Annotated in this window: 18 protein-coding genes; 7 read left to right on the top strand and 11 right to left on the bottom strand. The window is 69.8% G+C overall.

What is annotated here, in order from left to right:
• Window positions 1-7: 7 nt before the first annotated feature.
• The 8 genes from resB to BN977_RS21370 all read right to left on the bottom strand — a co-directional run bounded on the left by resB (window position 8) and on the right by BN977_RS21370 (window position 7,534).
• The gene (gene resB, locus BN977_RS21405; protein WP_109790260.1) at window positions 8-1,570 is read right to left on the bottom strand and encodes a cytochrome c biogenesis protein ResB; all 1,563 of its coding nucleotides are present in this window, start codon (window positions 1,568-1,570) and stop codon (window positions 8-10) included.
• Window positions 1,567-2,334, bottom strand: a complete 768-nt coding sequence (locus BN977_RS21400; RefSeq protein ID WP_036401341.1) for a cytochrome c biogenesis CcdA family protein — start codon at window positions 2,332-2,334, stop codon at window positions 1,567-1,569. Before BN977_RS21400 ends, resB begins: the two co-directional genes overlap by 4 nt.
• An 18-nt stretch (window positions 2,335-2,352) precedes the next feature.
• The gene (locus BN977_RS21395) at window positions 2,353-2,934 is read right to left on the bottom strand and encodes a TlpA disulfide reductase family protein (RefSeq protein ID WP_084172638.1); all 582 of its coding nucleotides are present in this window, start codon (window positions 2,932-2,934) and stop codon (window positions 2,353-2,355) included.
• The gene (locus BN977_RS21390) at window positions 2,934-3,521 is read right to left on the bottom strand and encodes a histidine phosphatase family protein (RefSeq protein ID WP_036404110.1); all 588 of its coding nucleotides are present in this window, start codon (window positions 3,519-3,521) and stop codon (window positions 2,934-2,936) included. Before BN977_RS21390 ends, BN977_RS21395 begins: the two co-directional genes overlap by 1 nt.
• A gap of 32 nt (window positions 3,522-3,553) precedes the next feature.
• Complete coding sequence (hemL, locus tag BN977_RS21385) at window positions 3,554-4,852, bottom strand: glutamate-1-semialdehyde 2,1-aminomutase (protein ID WP_036401338.1); 1,299 nt, start codon at window positions 4,850-4,852, stop codon at window positions 3,554-3,556.
• Window positions 4,853-4,930: 78 nt separating this feature from the next.
• Window positions 4,931-5,785, bottom strand: coding sequence for an NAD(P)-dependent oxidoreductase (locus BN977_RS21380; protein WP_036401335.1), 855 nt, complete (start codon window positions 5,783-5,785; stop codon window positions 4,931-4,933).
• Between the two features lie 8 nt (window positions 5,786-5,793).
• Window positions 5,794-6,624, bottom strand: a complete 831-nt coding sequence (locus tag BN977_RS21375) for a VOC family protein (protein WP_051561785.1) — start codon at window positions 6,622-6,624, stop codon at window positions 5,794-5,796.
• A gap of 40 nt (window positions 6,625-6,664) precedes the next feature.
• The gene (locus tag BN977_RS21370) at window positions 6,665-7,534 is read right to left on the bottom strand and encodes an NmrA family NAD(P)-binding protein (protein WP_036401333.1); all 870 of its coding nucleotides are present in this window, start codon (window positions 7,532-7,534) and stop codon (window positions 6,665-6,667) included.
• Window positions 7,535-7,630: 96 nt separating this feature from the next.
• Between BN977_RS21370 and BN977_RS21365 the strand changes: the two genes are divergently transcribed.
• The 3 genes from BN977_RS21365 to BN977_RS21355 are packed head-to-tail and all read left to right on the top strand — an operon-like array spanning window position 7,631 to window position 9,553.
• Window positions 7,631-8,524 (top strand): LysR family transcriptional regulator, encoded by an 894-nt coding sequence (locus BN977_RS21365; protein WP_051561784.1) that lies wholly within the window; start codon window positions 7,631-7,633, stop codon window positions 8,522-8,524.
• Window positions 8,525-8,561: 37 nt separating this feature from the next.
• On the top strand, window positions 8,562-9,137 hold the full coding sequence (locus tag BN977_RS21360) for a TetR-like C-terminal domain-containing protein (protein WP_036401331.1): 576 nt from the start codon (window positions 8,562-8,564) through the stop codon (window positions 9,135-9,137).
• Window positions 9,138-9,169: 32 nt separating this feature from the next.
• Window positions 9,170-9,553 carry a nitroreductase family deazaflavin-dependent oxidoreductase gene (locus BN977_RS21355; protein ID WP_036401329.1) on the top strand — a complete coding sequence of 128 codons (384 nt, stop codon included), beginning with the start codon at window positions 9,170-9,172 and terminating at the stop codon, window positions 9,551-9,553.
• Here BN977_RS21355 and BN977_RS21350 read toward each other — a convergent pair.
• A complete protein-coding gene (locus tag BN977_RS21350; protein WP_024450816.1) occupies window positions 9,550-9,741 on the bottom strand; it encodes a hypothetical protein in 192 nt (63 codons plus the stop codon). The two genes, BN977_RS21355 and BN977_RS21350, sit on opposite strands and share 4 nt — an antisense overlap.
• Before the next feature lie 19 nt (window positions 9,742-9,760).
• The gene (locus tag BN977_RS21345; protein WP_036404103.1) at window positions 9,761-11,107 is read right to left on the bottom strand and encodes an aldehyde dehydrogenase family protein; all 1,347 of its coding nucleotides are present in this window, start codon (window positions 11,105-11,107) and stop codon (window positions 9,761-9,763) included.
• Window positions 11,108-11,228: 121 nt separating this feature from the next.
• On the opposite strand from BN977_RS21345, the gene BN977_RS21340 reads away from it, so the two are divergent.
• The 4 genes from BN977_RS21340 to BN977_RS21325 are packed head-to-tail and all read left to right on the top strand — an operon-like array spanning window position 11,229 to window position 15,286.
• The gene (locus BN977_RS21340) at window positions 11,229-11,933 is read left to right on the top strand and encodes an ArsR/SmtB family transcription factor (protein ID WP_036401326.1); all 705 of its coding nucleotides are present in this window, start codon (window positions 11,229-11,231) and stop codon (window positions 11,931-11,933) included.
• Window positions 11,930-12,700: a methanethiol S-methyltransferase gene (gene mddA, locus BN977_RS21335; protein ID WP_036401322.1), complete on the top strand. Its 771-nt coding sequence runs from the start codon at window positions 11,930-11,932 to the stop codon at window positions 12,698-12,700. Before BN977_RS21340 ends, mddA begins: the two co-directional genes overlap by 4 nt.
• 1 nt (window position 12,701) lies before the next feature.
• Window positions 12,702-14,060, top strand: coding sequence for an MBL fold metallo-hydrolase (locus tag BN977_RS21330; protein ID WP_036401319.1), 1,359 nt, complete (start codon window positions 12,702-12,704; stop codon window positions 14,058-14,060).
• Complete coding sequence (locus tag BN977_RS21325) at window positions 14,057-15,286, top strand: MFS transporter (RefSeq protein WP_036401316.1); 1,230 nt, start codon at window positions 14,057-14,059, stop codon at window positions 15,284-15,286. Before BN977_RS21330 ends, BN977_RS21325 begins: the two co-directional genes overlap by 4 nt.
• Here BN977_RS21325 and BN977_RS21320 read toward each other — a convergent pair.
• The gene (locus tag BN977_RS21320) at window positions 15,270-15,749 is read right to left on the bottom strand and encodes a pyridoxamine 5'-phosphate oxidase family protein (protein WP_036401313.1); all 480 of its coding nucleotides are present in this window, start codon (window positions 15,747-15,749) and stop codon (window positions 15,270-15,272) included. The genes BN977_RS21325 and BN977_RS21320 overlap by 17 nt on opposite strands.
• Between the last annotated feature and the right edge of the window lie 10 nt (window positions 15,750-15,759).

Genomic DNA, 15,759 nt, shown 5'->3' with positions numbered 1-15,759 from the left:
GCGCGCGTCACTCTTCTCCCAGCAGCTTCACGGTGAGCCGCTCGAACTCGTCACCCCACCCGGAATTGTCGGTCCGGGCCAGACCCCCCAGCTCGACGCTTACGGTACCCGCCGGGCCCGGGGTAAGCCGAACCCAGACACGGCGCCGCCGGACCACCAGCGACACCAGCAGCCCGGCCATCATCGACATGGCGAACACCAGCACCCACACCTGCGCCGGGTCGTGCGAGACCTGAAGGTTGATGAACGGGACCGCACCGTCGAACCGGACGGTGGTGCCGTCGTTCAGGCGGGTCTGTTCGCCGGCCTTGAGGTTGACCCGGGCCTGTTTGGTCAGCCGGCCCTGCCCGATCAGCCGCGGGTCAAGGGTGAACAGCGACTGCGGGCGGCCGGTGTCCAGGCCGGCGTCACCGCGGTAGATGTCGATGGCCACCGCGGGGTCGTTGAGCGCCGGGAAACTCGACGACAGCAGGGTGCCGTCGAGTTGTTCGGTGGGGGCGAGCAGGCCCTGCACCGCGATCTGGTGCTTGCGCCGCTCGTCGGGGTCGGGATAGGTGCCTCCGGGCGGGTCCACCCGGATCACGCCGGAGGACAGCAGGGTCAGCGGGTCGTCGGGGCGCCACTGCACCGTGGTGGTGCGCTGCTGCCCGTCCGGGAAGGTCACGGTGAACGTCGGCGCGTAGCCGTGGCCCTGCAGGTACACCCGGTCCCCGCCGATCCGCAGCGGGTGGTTGACCTCGAGACGGTACGGCCGCCAGGTGTCGGTGTTGAGGTCGGCGCCGTCCTGGTACTCGATGTTCGCGGCGAAGCTGACGGCCTGCCCGCTGGGCAGATACTGCGCGTCGAAGTCGTTGACCTTCAGGCAGATCGGGTACAGCGAGGTGCCGTCGACGGTGTTACCGGCCCGGAACGAGTCGAACGCGGCCGGCGACGCCGAACAGAAGCCGGGCCCGCCGTCGGCGATGACGATGACGTTGCCCTCGTAGCCGAACAGCTTGCCCGCCGCGACGGCGACCAGCAGGCCGAGCAGCGAGAAGTGGAAGACGATGTTGCCGAACTCGCGCAGATAACCCTTTTCCGCTGATATCTCGGTGATTTCGGCATCGTCGTTCGTCTCGGTGCGGGTGGTGCGCCGCCAGCCTTTCAGGCGGTCTGTCATGGTGGCGGCCAATGCGGCGGCCTCGCCGGTGATCTCGGCTTCGTGGTGCTTGGGCAGCCGCGCCAGGTTGCGCGGCGCGGCCACCGGAACGGCGCGCAGGCTGCGCATGTGTTCGGCCAGCCGCGGGGTCAGGCAGCCGACCAGCGAAACGAACAACAGCACGTAGATGGAGGTGAACCAGAAGCTGGAGAACACGTCGAACGCCTGGACCTTGTCCAGCCACGGCCCGATGGTCGGGTGCTGGGCCAGGTACTCGTCGACCTTGCCGGCGTTGAGGCTGCGTTGCGGCAGCAGCGCGCCGGGGATGGCGCCCAGCGCCAGCAGGAACAGCAGCACCAGCGCGGTGCCCATCGAGGTCAGCGTGCGCCAGGTGTTGCGGATCAGCGCCCACGCCTTCATCAGCGGGTTCATATCGGCAGCCTCACGTCGCTGATGAACGCGTCGCGCACCCACCCCACGAAATCCCCCCACAGCCCGGTCACCAGGGCGATACCCACCGCGATCATCAGCACCCCACCGAAGATCTGGATGCCGCGGGTGTGCGCTCGCAGCCAGCCCAGCCCGCGCACCGCCCGCGACGAGCCGAACGCCAGCAGCAGGAACGGCACGCCGAGGCCCAGGCAGTACGCGATCACCAGCGCGATGCCGCGGGCGACGGCCGAGCCTTCGGTGGCCGAGGCCACCGCGATCACGGCCGTCAGCGTCGGCCCCAGGCATGGCGTCCAGCCCAGCGCGAACACCGCGCCCAGCAGCGGTGCCCCGCCCAGCGTCGAGAGCCGGCGCGGCGCGAACCGGGCCTCGCGCTGCAGCAGCGGGATGAAACCGACGAAGATCAGCCCCATCAGGATGGTCACCACGCCGCCGATGCGTTGCAGCACTGCCTCATTGGTGATGACGGCGGTGGTCATCCCGAGCACCGCGACGCTGCCGAGCAGGAACACCACGGTGAATCCGGCCACGAACAGTGCGGCCGCGCCGACCACCCGCCAGCGGGCCGACCGCGCTCCCCCGGCGTCCGGGGCCTCGGCGACGCCGACGACGCCGGCCAGGTACGACAGGTAGCCGGGCACCAGGGGCACCACGCAGGGCGACGCGAAGGACACCAGTCCGGCCAGCACGCTGATGCCCAGGGCCAGCAGCACCGGGCCGTTGGCCACCAGATCGGAGGGATTCACTGCGCCATCACTTCGCTGTCATTTTTCCGAAGCCAGCCGCTGGACGACCGGCAGCAGGTCGGCGGCCAGCAGTTCGCGCAGGAACACGGCGGCCACCCGGTGCTGCCGGTCCAGCACCACGGTGGACGGGATGACGGTGGTCGGGTATTTGCCGCCGAAGGCGATCATGGTGCGCATCGCGGGGTCATAGATCGACGGGTAGCTGACCTTGCGGTCGACCACGAAATCCTTTGCCGCATCCCGGTTGTAGTCGCGCACGTCGATGCCGAGGAACTGCACGCCGTCGGCCCGGGTCTGCTCGAACACCTGCTCCAGTTGCGGGATCTCCGAGCGGCAGGGCCCGCACCACTGCCCCCACACGTTGATCACGACGACCTTGCCCGCGTAATCGTCCAGGGACAGCTTCCGGTTGGGGTCCATCAGATCGGGCCCGCTGATCTTGCCCGGGGTACCCCGCTTCTCGGGTGGGTCGTAGAAGATGTCGGTCTTGCCGCCGGGGGCGACGAACTCGAAGGTGCCGCCCTGCGCGACGGCGTCGTCACCGGTCGAACAACCGGTGAGGACAGCCAGCAGCAACGCCAGCGCGGCAACGATGCGCACTACAGACCCCAGGGCTCCGTGTACACCCACCGGACCAGGCGGTCGTCGTCGAACACGAACGAGGTGATCGAGGACAGGTTGCACAGCCGGCTGTGCGGCAACGGCAGGTGCGCCAGCCGGCGTCCGGTCATGGCGCGGCGCAGGGTTTCCACCGGCAGCTGGTGGCTGACGCACACCGCCTCGTGCCCTTCGCTTTTGAGCCGGGCTCGATGCAGCGCGGCCGTCATGCGGGTGGCGACCTCGTCGTAGGGTTCGCCCCAGGACGGTGTCATCGGGTTGCGCAGCCGCGGCCAGTTGCGCGGATCGCGCAGCGCGCCGTCGCCGGGGGCCACCCGTTTTCCCTCGAACTGGTTCCACGATTCGATCAGGTCCTCGTCGGTGTCGACGACGAGCCCGTGCCTGTCCGCGATCGGCGCGGCGGTCTCCTGCGCCCGCTCCAGCGGCGAGGCGACGATGTGGGTGACGTCGTGCGAGGCCAGCCAGTCGGCCGCGGCCTGCGCCTGGGCCCGCCCGCGGTCGGAGAGGTGATAGCCGGGCAGCCGGCCGTAGAGCACCTTCTCCGGGTTGAACACCTCGCCGTGGCGCATGACGTGCACCGTCGTCCGGACCGGCACGGTTGTCACCGGGTGGCCTCGGCGGCGGCGCGGGCGGCGTGCGGCAGCGCCTCGGCGATCTTGTCGAACGCGGCGTCGTCGAGCGCCGTCGAGACGAACCAGGTTTCGAACGCGCTGCACGGCGGATAGACACCGGCGTCCAGCAGGGCGTGGAAGAAGGCCGGGTAACGCCACGTCTCGGTGGCCTTGGCGGTGGCGAAGTTCGTGGGCGCGGCGTCGCCGAAGAACACCGTCAGGAAGTTGCCGGCCCGCGAAACATGGTGGGCCACCGAGGCTTCGGTGAGCGCCTCGGTGAGCAGCCCGGCCAGCCGGTCGGCGTTGGCGTCCAGGGCGGCGTACGCGGCGTCGTCGGCGGCCTGCAGGGTGGCCAGCCCGGCGGCCATCGCCACCGGGTTCCCGGACAGGGTGCCGGCCTGGTACACCGGCCCCAGCGGGGCCAGCCGTTCCATCACCTCGGCGCGGCCGCCGAACGCCGCGGCGGGCAGCCCACCGCTCATCACCTTGCCGAAGGTGAACAGGTCCGCGTCCACCGGGTCCAGGCCGTACCAGCCGGCGCGGCTGACCCGGAACCCGGTCATCACCTCGTCGAGGATCAGCAGGGCGCCGTGCTCGGCGGTGATGCGGCGCAGCGCGGCGTTGTAGCCGGGCTGCGGCGCGACCGTGCCCATGTTGCCGGGGCTGGCCTCGCTGATGACGCAGGCGATGTGCTCGCCGTGCGCGGCGAACACCTCTTCGACGGCGGCGACGTCGTTGTACGGCAGCACGATGGTGTCGGCCGCGGCGGCGCCGGTGACTCCGGGCGAGGACGGCAGCCCCAGCGTCGCGACACCGGAGCCGGCGTCGGCCAGCAGCGCGTCGCTGTGGCCGTGATAGCAGCCGGAGAACTTGATGATCTTGGGCCGGCCGGTGTAGCCACGGGCCAGCCGGATCGCGCTCATGGTGGCCTCGGTGCCCGAGTTGACGAACCGGATGCGCTGCACCGGGGCGACCCGGTCGATGATGGCGCGGGCCAGCTCGGTCTCGGCCGGGGTCGGCGCGCCGAAGGACAGCCCGTCGGCCGCCACCCGCTGCACGGCCGCCACCACGGCCGGGTGGGCGTGGCCGAGGATCATCGGGCCCCAGGAGCAGACCAGGTCGACGTAGCGATTGTCGTCCGCATCGGTCAGCCAGTAGCCGTCGGCCTTGGTGATGAACCGCGGGGTGCCGCCGACCGCGCTGAACGCCCGGACCGGCGAGTTCACCCCACCGGGGATGACGGAGCAGGCGTCGGCGAACAATGCAGCGGAGGCGGCCGTGCTTGTCATGGTGTCCAGTGTCCCAGTTCCGCCCGGCACCCCAACTACAGGGTGTAGTGGAAGCGGCCGGACGGGGCTCGGCGCTGCTCAGTCCGCCCGGTACGGGTTGCGGGCGGTGGTGCGGCGGGTCAGGTCGACGAACTGGGGCTCGAACCCGGGTGCAGCGTCCACCGCGGCCCACAGCCGGTCCCGGCCGGCCGCCGATATCGGCAACGACGCGGGGTCGTCCACGACGGACAGCAAGGTGTCGAAATCCTGCGCGGAGGCGCGCAACGGGCGGGGGTTGGACGAGTCCAGCGCCCGGGCCGTCACGGCAGCCATCGGGCCGAGGCCGAACAGGCGCAGCGCCGTGGCGTAGTCACCGCCGAGCATGTCGGTGAGGTCGAGCGCCTCCCGCAATCCCACTTCGGCGGCCATCACGAAGGCGTTGGTGATCAGCTTGTAGGCCACCCCCGACCCGTACGGCCCGACGCGCTCGACCGTGCCGAGCGTCGACAGCACGGGGTCGGCCCGGTCGACGGCATCGGTGCTGCCCCCGGCGAGGAAGGTCACCGTGCCTTCGCGGGCGTATCGGACACCCCCGACGATCGGGGCGTCGACCAGCAGCGCGTTCTCGCCCGCCTGCTCGCGGATCTGCCGGGCCATCTCCGGCGTGGTGGTGGAACCGACGACCAGCACGGTGTCCGGGTCCAGCCCGGCCAGGACGCCCTGTTCCCCGAAATGCGCGGCGGGGATGTCCTGCGACATGACCAAGCTCAGGACGACGTCGGAGACGGCCGCCACGTCCGCTGCCGAATCGGCCAGGCGTGCGCCCGCTTCGGCGGCAGAATGCGACCGCGCCGGATCGATGTCATGGGCGGTCACCCGATAACCGGCGGCCAGCAGACGGGCCAGCATCGGCGCTCCCATGTCCCCGACTCCGACCAGTCCGACGGCGACCATGGCACTCCTCATGTCCGGTGGATCTCGGCGATGTAGCCGCCGGGGAATTGCAGGACCGCGCTGCCGGCGTCCCCGACCGGTGGCGAGAGCACTTGCGCGCCCGCCGATTGCGCCTTGGCCAGCGTGGCGGCGACGTCGGCCACCGCGTAGCCGGCGAGTTCGCGACCGAAGGGATACGGCAGGTGCCCGTCGGTGACCGACACCATGGTGTTGCCGAACGGGCCGGACAGGTGGATCTGGCGGAACGATGTTCCCGGTTTGCCCAGCAGTGCGCCGTCCGCGGCGAGCTGATCGGAATCGACTGTCGCAGCCGTGAATTCGCGGTAGGACCGGAGGAAGGCGTCGACGGCGTCCGGCGACAGGTAGACCCGGTTGTCGGGTACGGTCCGCAGGGGCGGATACGCGGGTGCGGTGGTGTGCCAGTAGAGCTGGGTGTTCACGCCGCCGGGGAACTGGATGACGGCATCGCGACCGATGGGGTCGTCGAACACCTGCACCAGCGTGGTGGCACCCGCGGCCTGCGCGTGGGCCAGCGCGGCGTCCAGGTCGGTGGTCAGCCAGCCGCCGCGTTCGGTACCGAACGGGTACGGGACCGGGGTCAGGAATCCGAACACCGACAGGGTGCCCACCGGCGACAGGATGAGCTGGGACCGGGTGGTACTCGCCGCCGGGGTGACGTGCGTGGTGACCGCGGTGCTCGTGGTGCCGCCGAACGTGGCGACCCAGCTACGCACGAACGCGTCGAGCTGTCCGGGGTCGACATAGACGTGTACGGAATCGTACTGCGGGCCAACGGCATCGGTGGCATCGGCGGCCGCTGACGGTGCACCGCACACCATCACGAGAGCGGTAACCAGTATGGCGAGGGCGCGCACGTGTTCAGCCCTCGCGATTCTCGGACAGGGTGTCGTCCAGCCAGTCGTCGAAGCGATGCCAGCCGATGCCCGGGTAGGTGCGGTGCAACCACCCGGTGTCGGCCGCATAGCCACGCTCGATGAGGAAGGTGTACATGGCCCGCATGTCCGCCGACGGGATATCGGCCGGGTCGGGGCTGACCAAGCGGATCGGCCTGCCGAGCGCACGCTGCAGCGACCGCGCCATCTGGCGCGGCGTGATGGTGTCGGAGGCCAGGTCGATGCGACGCCCGGTGAACCGCGCGGGTTCGGAACAGACGTGCGCGACGAAGGCGCCGAGATCGCGGCGATCCAGCTGCTGCAGCGGCAGATCGGCCGGCAGCGCCAGTTCCAGCACGCCGGCGTTGAGCGCTTCGCCGCCGCCGAGCAGATTGTCGAAGAAGTAGGTGGGGCCCACGATGGTGTGCGGCACGGCCGAGCGGGCGAGCGCGGTTTCGATGGCGGCCTTGCTGTCGAAATGCGGGACGCCGGAGCGCTGGTCGGCACTGGCCACCGAGGAGAACACCAGGTGTGGCACGGCGGCCCGTTCGGCGGCGGCCAGGATGTGCAGGCCCTGCTCGACCTCGGCCTCGGGTCCCTCCTCGAACGGCGTCGTCACCGCAAAGACGCCGGCGGCACCGGTGAAGGCCGCCGCGAGCGCCCGCTCGTCGGCGAGGTCGGCGACCACCACCTCGGCGCCGGCATCCGCCAATGCCCTGGCCCGTTGCGCGGCCGGATTGCGCACCACCGCACGCACCGGCATGCCGCGGTGGCCCAGGGCGGCGGCCACGGCGCCGCCCTGGGCGCCGGTGGCACCGAGTACCGCGATCGGTCCGGTGTCACGTTTCACGTCCATCACTCTCCTGGTTTGTCCAGACATGGCCGCACGAGTCTGGCACAGATTGCGCATCTGATTGATGGATAGATCGGTGAGCATTAATCTGCACATCAAATGGAACTGCGTCAGCTCACCTACGCGATGGCGGTGGCCGACGCCGGCTCCTTCACCGCGGCGGCCCGGCGCTGCCACCTCTCGCAATCGGCGCTGAGCACACAGATCGCGCAGCTGGAGGGCGAACTCGGCGTCCGCCTGTTCGAGCGGACCACCCGGCGGGTGGTGTTGACCGAGGCCGGTCAGCTGTTCCTGCCCACCGCGTGCCGCATCGTGGAACTGGCCGACGAACTTCGTGCCCAGATGAACGCGCACACGGCCGGCGCGCTGCGCACGTTGCGCGTCGGCAGTACCCAGACGGCAACGTGCGTGCTGGACCTGCCGGCCATCCTGGGCGAACTGCGTCGCCGGCACACGGGGGTACGCATCACCATGACGGCGGGCCCGAGCAGTGAGCTGGTCGGCGCCGTGTCGGACGGCTCCCTCGACATCGCATTGACCGGCGCGGTGTCACCACCACCGGACCCGCGACTGGACTTTCAGCCGCTGTTGCCGCCGGAACCGCTGGTGGCCATCGCACCGGCCACCACGCCCACCACGGCGGCCGGCTCGGTGACCCTGGCCGAGCTGGCGGGCTCGGGTCCGTTCATCGAGTTCCATGCCGGATCGCAACTACGCGCCATGGTGGACGCCCTGTTCCGCGACGCCGGGCTGCATCGGGAGATCATCTTCGAGCTCGGTCAGATCTCCGATGTGGCGCGTTGCGCCGCACAGGGTTTGGGCACCGCCGTCGTTCCGCGGGCCTTCACCGCCGGCCTCGACCTCGTCGACGCGGTGCTGCTGGAGATCGAGGACCGTCCCGCGCTGACCGTGGGCGCCTACACCCGGCGCTCCGACCGCGCCCCGATGATCGGGGCGGTGCTGGAGCTGTTCGAAAACCCCGCGCCCCGGTAGCGACGCTATTTATTCTAGCCGTGATAATGTGCGCGACATGGCGATCGAGGACCGCCGTGAGCGGGAGCGGGAGGCGCGCCGACGGCTGATCGTCGCGACGGCGCGCACGGTGGCCGAGGCCGAAGGGTGGGATGCCGTCACCACGCGGCGGCTGTCCACCGAGATCGAATACAGCCAGCCGGTGCTGTACAAACACTTCGCCGGCATGGAGCAGATCGCCGAGGCGGTCGCGCTCGACGGGTTCGACGAACTGGCCCAGGCGCTTCGGGCCACCCGCGCCGACGCGGACTCCGCCGGTGCCGCCCTGACCCGGATCGCGCAGGCCTACCTCGCCTTCGCACGCGAGCACCCCGCCGTCTACGACGCCATGTTCACCCGGGCCACCACGTTGCGCTTCGCCGCCGACGACACCCCGGCCCCGCTTGCGGCCACCTTCGCCGAACTGCGCCGGGCCGTGGCCGGGGTGGTCGGCGAGCCGGACGCCGACACGCTCACCGAAGTGTTCTGGGCCGCCCTGCACGGACTGCTCACCCTCAACCGCACCGGTCGGCTTCGCCCCGAGCACCACGACGAGCGACTGCGCCTGCTCGTCGAGCGGTTCACCGGGTCTTGAGATCGGCCGCGAACGCGAGTTGGATCGACGGTATGCAGCTCCCGCAATGGTTGGCGCGGTTCAACCGGCACGTCACCAACCCGATCCAGCGGCTGTGGGCGGGCTGGCTGCCGACCATGGGCATCCTGCACCACGTCGGCCGCAAGTCGGGAAAGCCGTATCGCACACCGCTATCGGTATTCGGCACACACGATGGGGTGGCGATCATGCTCACCTACGGGCCCGACCGCGACTGGCTCAAGAACATCACCGCCAGTGGCGGCGGCCAGATCAAACGCGGTGGCCGCACGGCCGACTATGCCGATCCGCGGGTGGTCTCCAAGGCCGAAGCGGCACAAGCGGTCACCGGACCGGTGCGGTTCCTGTTCGCCCGGCTGCCGTTCGGGCAGGCCGTGCTGTTGCGCCGCGCGGACTAGTACTTCCGGTCCCCTTCGCTGCTGTCGAAGAACGCCCAATCACCGTCGACGGACAGCACTTCCATCCGCCAGCCCAGCTCGGGTTCGGCCTTCTGGTCGACGAACCAGGCGTGCGCGTCGTCAGCGCTTTCGATGTCCTTGGTGTCGACGACCTCACCCTTCGGATTGAGCACACGATACGTAGCCATGCGACCGGTGTTCCCCGTGTCAGCGCGGTTGAATCGCCGACCAGTGCACCACCTTGGTGGTGGTCATCTCGTCGAGCAGTTCGGGGCCGAAACCGAATCCGGACCCACTGGCGCGCCGCGGCTGAGCCGCACCGCCGGGCGCTCCCCCGAACACGTCGTTGATCTTCACCGTGCCGACCGGCAGCCGCCGCCAGCCCTCCTGCGCGTGGGCCATGTCCGCGGTCAGGATGGTGGCGGCCAGGCCGTACCGGTCGTCGGCGGCCTCCGTCAGCGCCGTGTCGAAATCCGGGACCACCCGTACCGGCGCGATGGGGCCGAAGGTTTCCTCACACATCACCAGCATCGGCGGCGCGCAATCGGCCAGCACCGTGGGCGGATAGTAAGTGCCTGGGCCACTGGGCTTTTCACCACCGGTCAGCACGCGGGCCCCGCGCCGGGCGGCATCGGTGACGTGCGCGTGCACTAGGTCGCGATGCCGTTCGTCGACCAGCGGACCGATCGTGTCGGTCCAGCGCCGGGCCTGGTCGACCAGGGCGGCGACGAACTCGTCGGCGATCGACTCCACGACGAACACCCGCTCCACCGAGACACAGATCTGTCCGGCGTTGGCGAAGGCACCGAGGGCCGCCTGCTCGGCCGCCCACACCGGATCCACCCCGGCGTCCACGATGAGCGCGTCGTTGCCACCGTTCTCCAGCAGTGCCTTGGCACCACGCTCGGCGCAAACCCGGGCGATGGCGCGGCCGGTGTGACTGCTCCCGACATGGGCCACCACCTCGACCGCCGGGGCGCCGGCCAACCGGGCTCCGACGGTGCCGTCCCCGTCGACGATCTGCAGCACACCGTCGGGCAGGTGTGCCGCCAGCAACTCGGCGAACCGCCGGCCCGCGCGTGGGCAGCGCTCACTGGGCTTGTGCACCACGGTGTTTCCGGTCACCAACGCCGCACCGAGCAGTCCGGCGGCCACCGCGACCGGGTCGTTCCACGGGGTGAGGACGGCCACCACTCCGCGCGGCTGCGGGATCATCAGATCGGTGGCCGACCAGTTTCCCTGCAGCGCGGCGCCGCGGTGCAGCGGGCCCAGTTCGGCGTACTGGCGCAGCGTCCCGATACCGGCGCGCACCCCGCCGAGCGCGTCATCCCCCGGCTTCCCGGTCTCGCGCTCGACCAGGTCGGCGAGCTCGTCGGCCGCGGCCTCCACGTCGTCGGCCGCCGCGCTCACCGCGGCGGCCCGCTCGGCGGGGGCGGTGCCGGCCCAACCGGGGAAGGCCAGCGCGGCGGCGCGGACCGCGCCGTCGCAGGAGGAGGGCTCCGCAACCGGAACCCGGCTCACCACGTCACCCGTGCGGGGATCGAGGACGGTCAGGACATCGCCGATGATCGCAGTCACGGCTCCCTCGTACCCGGTCGGAAAGAATCCAATCACCACCCGGCGCTTTTCAACCAAACCCTTGTTCACCAGGTTATTCAAGTATTACCGTGAATAGGTGACTAATAGCGTCGAGCAGAAGCGTGCCTTCAAGAACCGGCTGTTCTCCGAATTCGCCCGAATCGGCAAGGCCCTGGCCAGCCCGCAACGGCTGGAAATTCTCGACCTGCTCGCCCAAGGAGAACGCACGGTCGAATCAGTGGCCGACGAGACCGGCCAGTCGATGGCCAACGCGTCCCGGCACCTCCAGCAACTCCGACAGGCGCAACTCGTCTCGACCCGGCGCGACGGACTGTACGTGCATTACCGATTGGCCGGACCCGAGGTGGTGGCGCTGATCGTGACGCTGCGCCAGGCCGGTGAAGCCCATCTGGCGGAAGTGGACCGGGTGGTGCGCGACTTCTTCGGTGACCGCGATGGTTTCGAACCGGTGACACCCGCCGACTTGGCCCGACGCATGCGCGAGGGCGAGGTCGTCGTGCTGGACGTGCGACCCGAGCAGGAATACGCCGCCGGCCATATCGCCGGCGCGCTGTCGATGCCGGTGAACGACATGTCCGACCGGTTACCCGAACTGTCGCGCGACCGCCACTACGTCGCCTACTGCCGGGGCCCGTACTGCGTCTACGCCGATGAAGCCGTCGCCCTGTTGCAGTCGAACGGCTTCACCGCCCAACGCCTTTCCGCCGGATACCCGGAATGGCGGCTCGCCGGACGTCCCGTCCAACCGGACGGAGCGCAGTACAACAGGAGGTCGACATGAAGCGGTTGCTGATCCTCGGATTCGGGGTCGCGAGTTACCTGGTGTTCCTGGCCGCATTTCTGTACGCCATCGGCTTCGTCGGCGGATTCGTGGTGCCGCACACCGTCGACTCCGGCATCACCTCGTCGACCGGTGAGGCGGTGGTCGTCAATCTGGTGCTGTTGTCGGTGTTCGCGGCGCAACACAGCGTGATGGCCCGGCCGGCATTCAAACGCCGGTGGACCAGATGGGTGCCGGTGGCCACAGAACGCAGCACCTACGTGCTGCTGTCCAGCCTGGCACTGTTCCTGCTGTACTGGCAGTGGCGCACCATGCCCGCAGTGGTCTGGCACGTGGAGACGCCGTCGGGCCGCTGGGCGCTGTGGGTGCTGTTCTGGCTGGGATGGGCGACGGTGTTGGCCGCCACCTTCATGATCAGTCATTTCGACCTGTTCGGACTGCGCCAGGTCTACCTCGCCTGGCGTCAACAGCCCTACCGGGAACTGGGTTTCCGCACGGTGTTGTTGTACCGAGTGGTGCGGCATCCGATCATGCTGGGCTTCATCATCGCGTTCTGGGCGACCCCGATGATGACCGTCGGGCATCTGTTGTTCGCCATTGTCACCACGGTCTACATCCTGGTCGCCGTTCAATTGGAGGAGCGGGATCTGGTGGCCTCCATGGGAGATCGATATCTGAGCTACCGGCGCCGGGTCGCCATGCTCGTGCCCTGGCCCCATCGGCACGCCGGCGGCAGCACTCCGCCCCTCCGCCGCCACGCCGCCTGAGATGACCGTCGAACTCATCCCGCTCCTCGACGAGGGCCTGGGCAACACCGCGTATCTGGTCGACCTGGGCGATGGGCGGGCACTGGCCGTCGATGTCAGCCGTGACCTGCGGGCGGTGCACGAGGCCGCGGCCCGGCACCGACTCACCGTGGCATACGCCGCCGACACCCATCTGCACGCCGATTTCCTCTCGGGGGCAACACAACTCAGGGCTACCGAGGGCACCCGCATCCTGGCGTCGGCGGCCGGGCACCGGGAGTTCGCGCATACCGGTCTGCACGACGGTGACGAGGTGGATCTGGGCGGGTTGCGGCTGCGGGCCCTGTGCACACCGGGCCACACCCACGAACACGTCGCGTTCCTGCTGCTCGACGGTGACCGGCAGGTCGGCGTCTTCACCGGCGGTTCACTGCTGGTCGGGTCGGCGGCCCGCACCGATCTGCTGGGCGCCGAGCACACCGACGAGTTGACCCGCGCCCAGTACGCGTCGCTGCAGCGGCTTGCCGCCCTGCCCGGTTCGACGTGCGTATGGCCGACACACGGGGCCGGATCGTTCTGCTCGGCTCCACCGGGCACCGACCGCACCAGCACCATCGGACGGGAACGGGACACCAACCCGCTGCTCGCGGCCGCCGACGAAGCGGCGTTCGCCACCGCTCTGCTGGGATCCTTGGGCAGCTACCCGCCGTATTTCAGCCGTCTCGGCGAACTCAACCGCATCGGCCCCGCGGTGCTGCACCGGGACCCCGCCCTCGCCCCGCTCGACGTCGACACCGTGCGGCGCCTGCTGGCCGACGGCGCCCTGGTCATCGACGTCCGTGGGATCGACGCGTACGCCGCAGGCCATGTACCAGGGTCGATCTCGATACCACTGCGGCCGGCCTTCGCCAGCTGGCTGGGCTGGCTCACCCCACCGGATGTGCCGTTGATCATGCTCGGCGACGACGATGCCGCCATGACCGAAATCGCCTGGCAGGCCGCAAAAATCGGTTATGACAACGTGGCCGGCCGGCTGGCCGGCGGGATGGCGGCATGGGCGGCGGCCGGCCATGCAGTCGTCGGCACCGACCTGGTGTCCGGCGACGGAATGGCGGGCCGTCGGGTGCTCGATGTCCGGCAACGCGCCGAGTTCTTGTCCGGGCACGTGCCCGGCGCGATACATATCGAGCTGGGTGAATTGGCCACCGCCGCAACCGGACTTCCCGCGGAGCCCACGGTGGTCATGTGCGGCCACGGCGAGCGGGCCATGGGCGCCGCCAGCCTGCTGGAGCGGGCCGGACACCGCGGGATCGGGGTACTCACCGGAGGTCCGCAGGACTGGGCAGACACGACGGGCGGCCGGCTGGCAACCGGCGCATGACCGAAGCCCCGCCCCGCCTGGGCCTTCGGGCCAACCTCGGTCAATTCCTGCTGCTCGTCGTGGTGAACGCGCTGGTGGGTGGCATGGTCGGCCAGGAACAGGCGATCCTCCCGTTATTGGCACACGACGAGTTTCACCTGACCGGCTATTCCTTTCTACTCACCTATGTGGTCGCCTTCGGCATCACCAAGGCGGCGGCCAACTATCTCGCGGGGGCATGGTCGGACCGATTCGGCCGCAGGCCCGTGCTGATCCTCGGTTGGCTCGTCGCGCTGCCCGTTCCGGTGCTGCTGATCTGGGCACCGTCATGGACCTGGGTGATCGGGGCCAACATGCTGCTCGGCATCAACCAGGGACTCACCTGGTCGACGACGGTCGTCATGAAGATCGATCTGGTGGGCACGCGGCGGCGGGGTTTGGCGATGGGCCTCAACGAGGCGGCGGGGTACGGCGCGGTCGCGCTCACCGCCGTCGCCGCGGGCTACCTGGCCTCCCGCTACGGGCTGCGGCCGGCGCCGTTCCTCCTTGGCCTCTGCTACGCGGTGATCGGCCTCGCACTTTCGGTGACGTTGGTGCGAGAGACGCGACGATTCACCCAGTCGACGGTCGCCGATCGGGTTGCGGTGTCCAACCGAGCGGTGTTCGTACGCACCAGCTTCACCGAGCCCGCATTGTCGGCCGCCTGCCTGGCCGGCCTGGTCAACAATCTCAATTTCGGGCTGTCCTGGGGACTGTTCCCGATACTGTTCGCCCGCAACGGCATCGGCGTCACCCAGATCGGCTATCTGGTCGCGGTCTATCCAGGGGTGTGGGGCGTCGGGCAACTGGTCACCGGCGCGCTTTCGGACCGTTGGGGGCGCAAACATCTCATCACCGCGGGCATGCTCACACAGGCCGGGGCGCTGGCCCTGGTCGCGACCGGCCAGACCTTTCCGGTGTGGCTGACCGCCGGGCTGCTTCTGGGCGCCGGGACGGCGATGGTCTATCCGACCCTGCTCGCCGCCATCGGCGACGTGGCCGCACCCGGTTGGCGCGCCCGTGCGGTGGGCACCTACCGGCTGTGGCGCGACGGTGGATATGCCATCGGCGCGGTCCTCGGTGGCATCACCGCCGACGCCTGGGGCCTGCGCGCTGCGGTATGGGTGGCTGCGGGCGTCACCGTGCTGTCCGCGGTGGCGGTCGGCGTCCGGATGTACGAGACGCACACACCTACCGCTGCCAGGTGAGCACGCCGCCGGTGCCGGTCAGCATCGCCGAGCCGGGCATCACCCGCAGCCGGTACGGCGTCAGCCGCAGCGCCGCGAAGGACGGTGAGGTGGGCCCGTCCCACCCCGGGATGATGCTCGGGTCATAACCGACGGGGGCCGGGCCTTTGGCGAACTTGTCCCAGACCTGGGTGCGGGTCTCGTCGTCGGTGTACCACTCGACCAGGGCTTCGGCGCTGCAGGTGTCGTGGCTCGGTGACCAATAGTTCACCGACACATACGGATGCACCGCCAGATGCGCCTTCTTGATCGGGGTGGGCGCGGTGGCGATCCAGCCGAACAGGTCGGTGCCGTCCCACTCCCAGATCGGGTGCAGGATCCGGCTGCGGGGCCGGCCGTCGGCGTCGACGGTGGCCACCGAGGCCCACACGATCGAATGGGCCATCTCGATGAACGCGGGCGCGATCAGGTCCAGTGTCGTCACACCGTCCAGG

It is taken from the genome of Mycolicibacterium cosmeticum (genome assembly GCF_000613185.1).
Lineage (GTDB): Bacteria > Actinomycetota > Actinomycetes > Mycobacteriales > Mycobacteriaceae > Mycobacterium > Mycobacterium cosmeticum.
The sequence above is the reverse complement of the archived record's forward strand: the minus strand, read 5'-3'. Positions and strand labels throughout refer to the sequence as shown.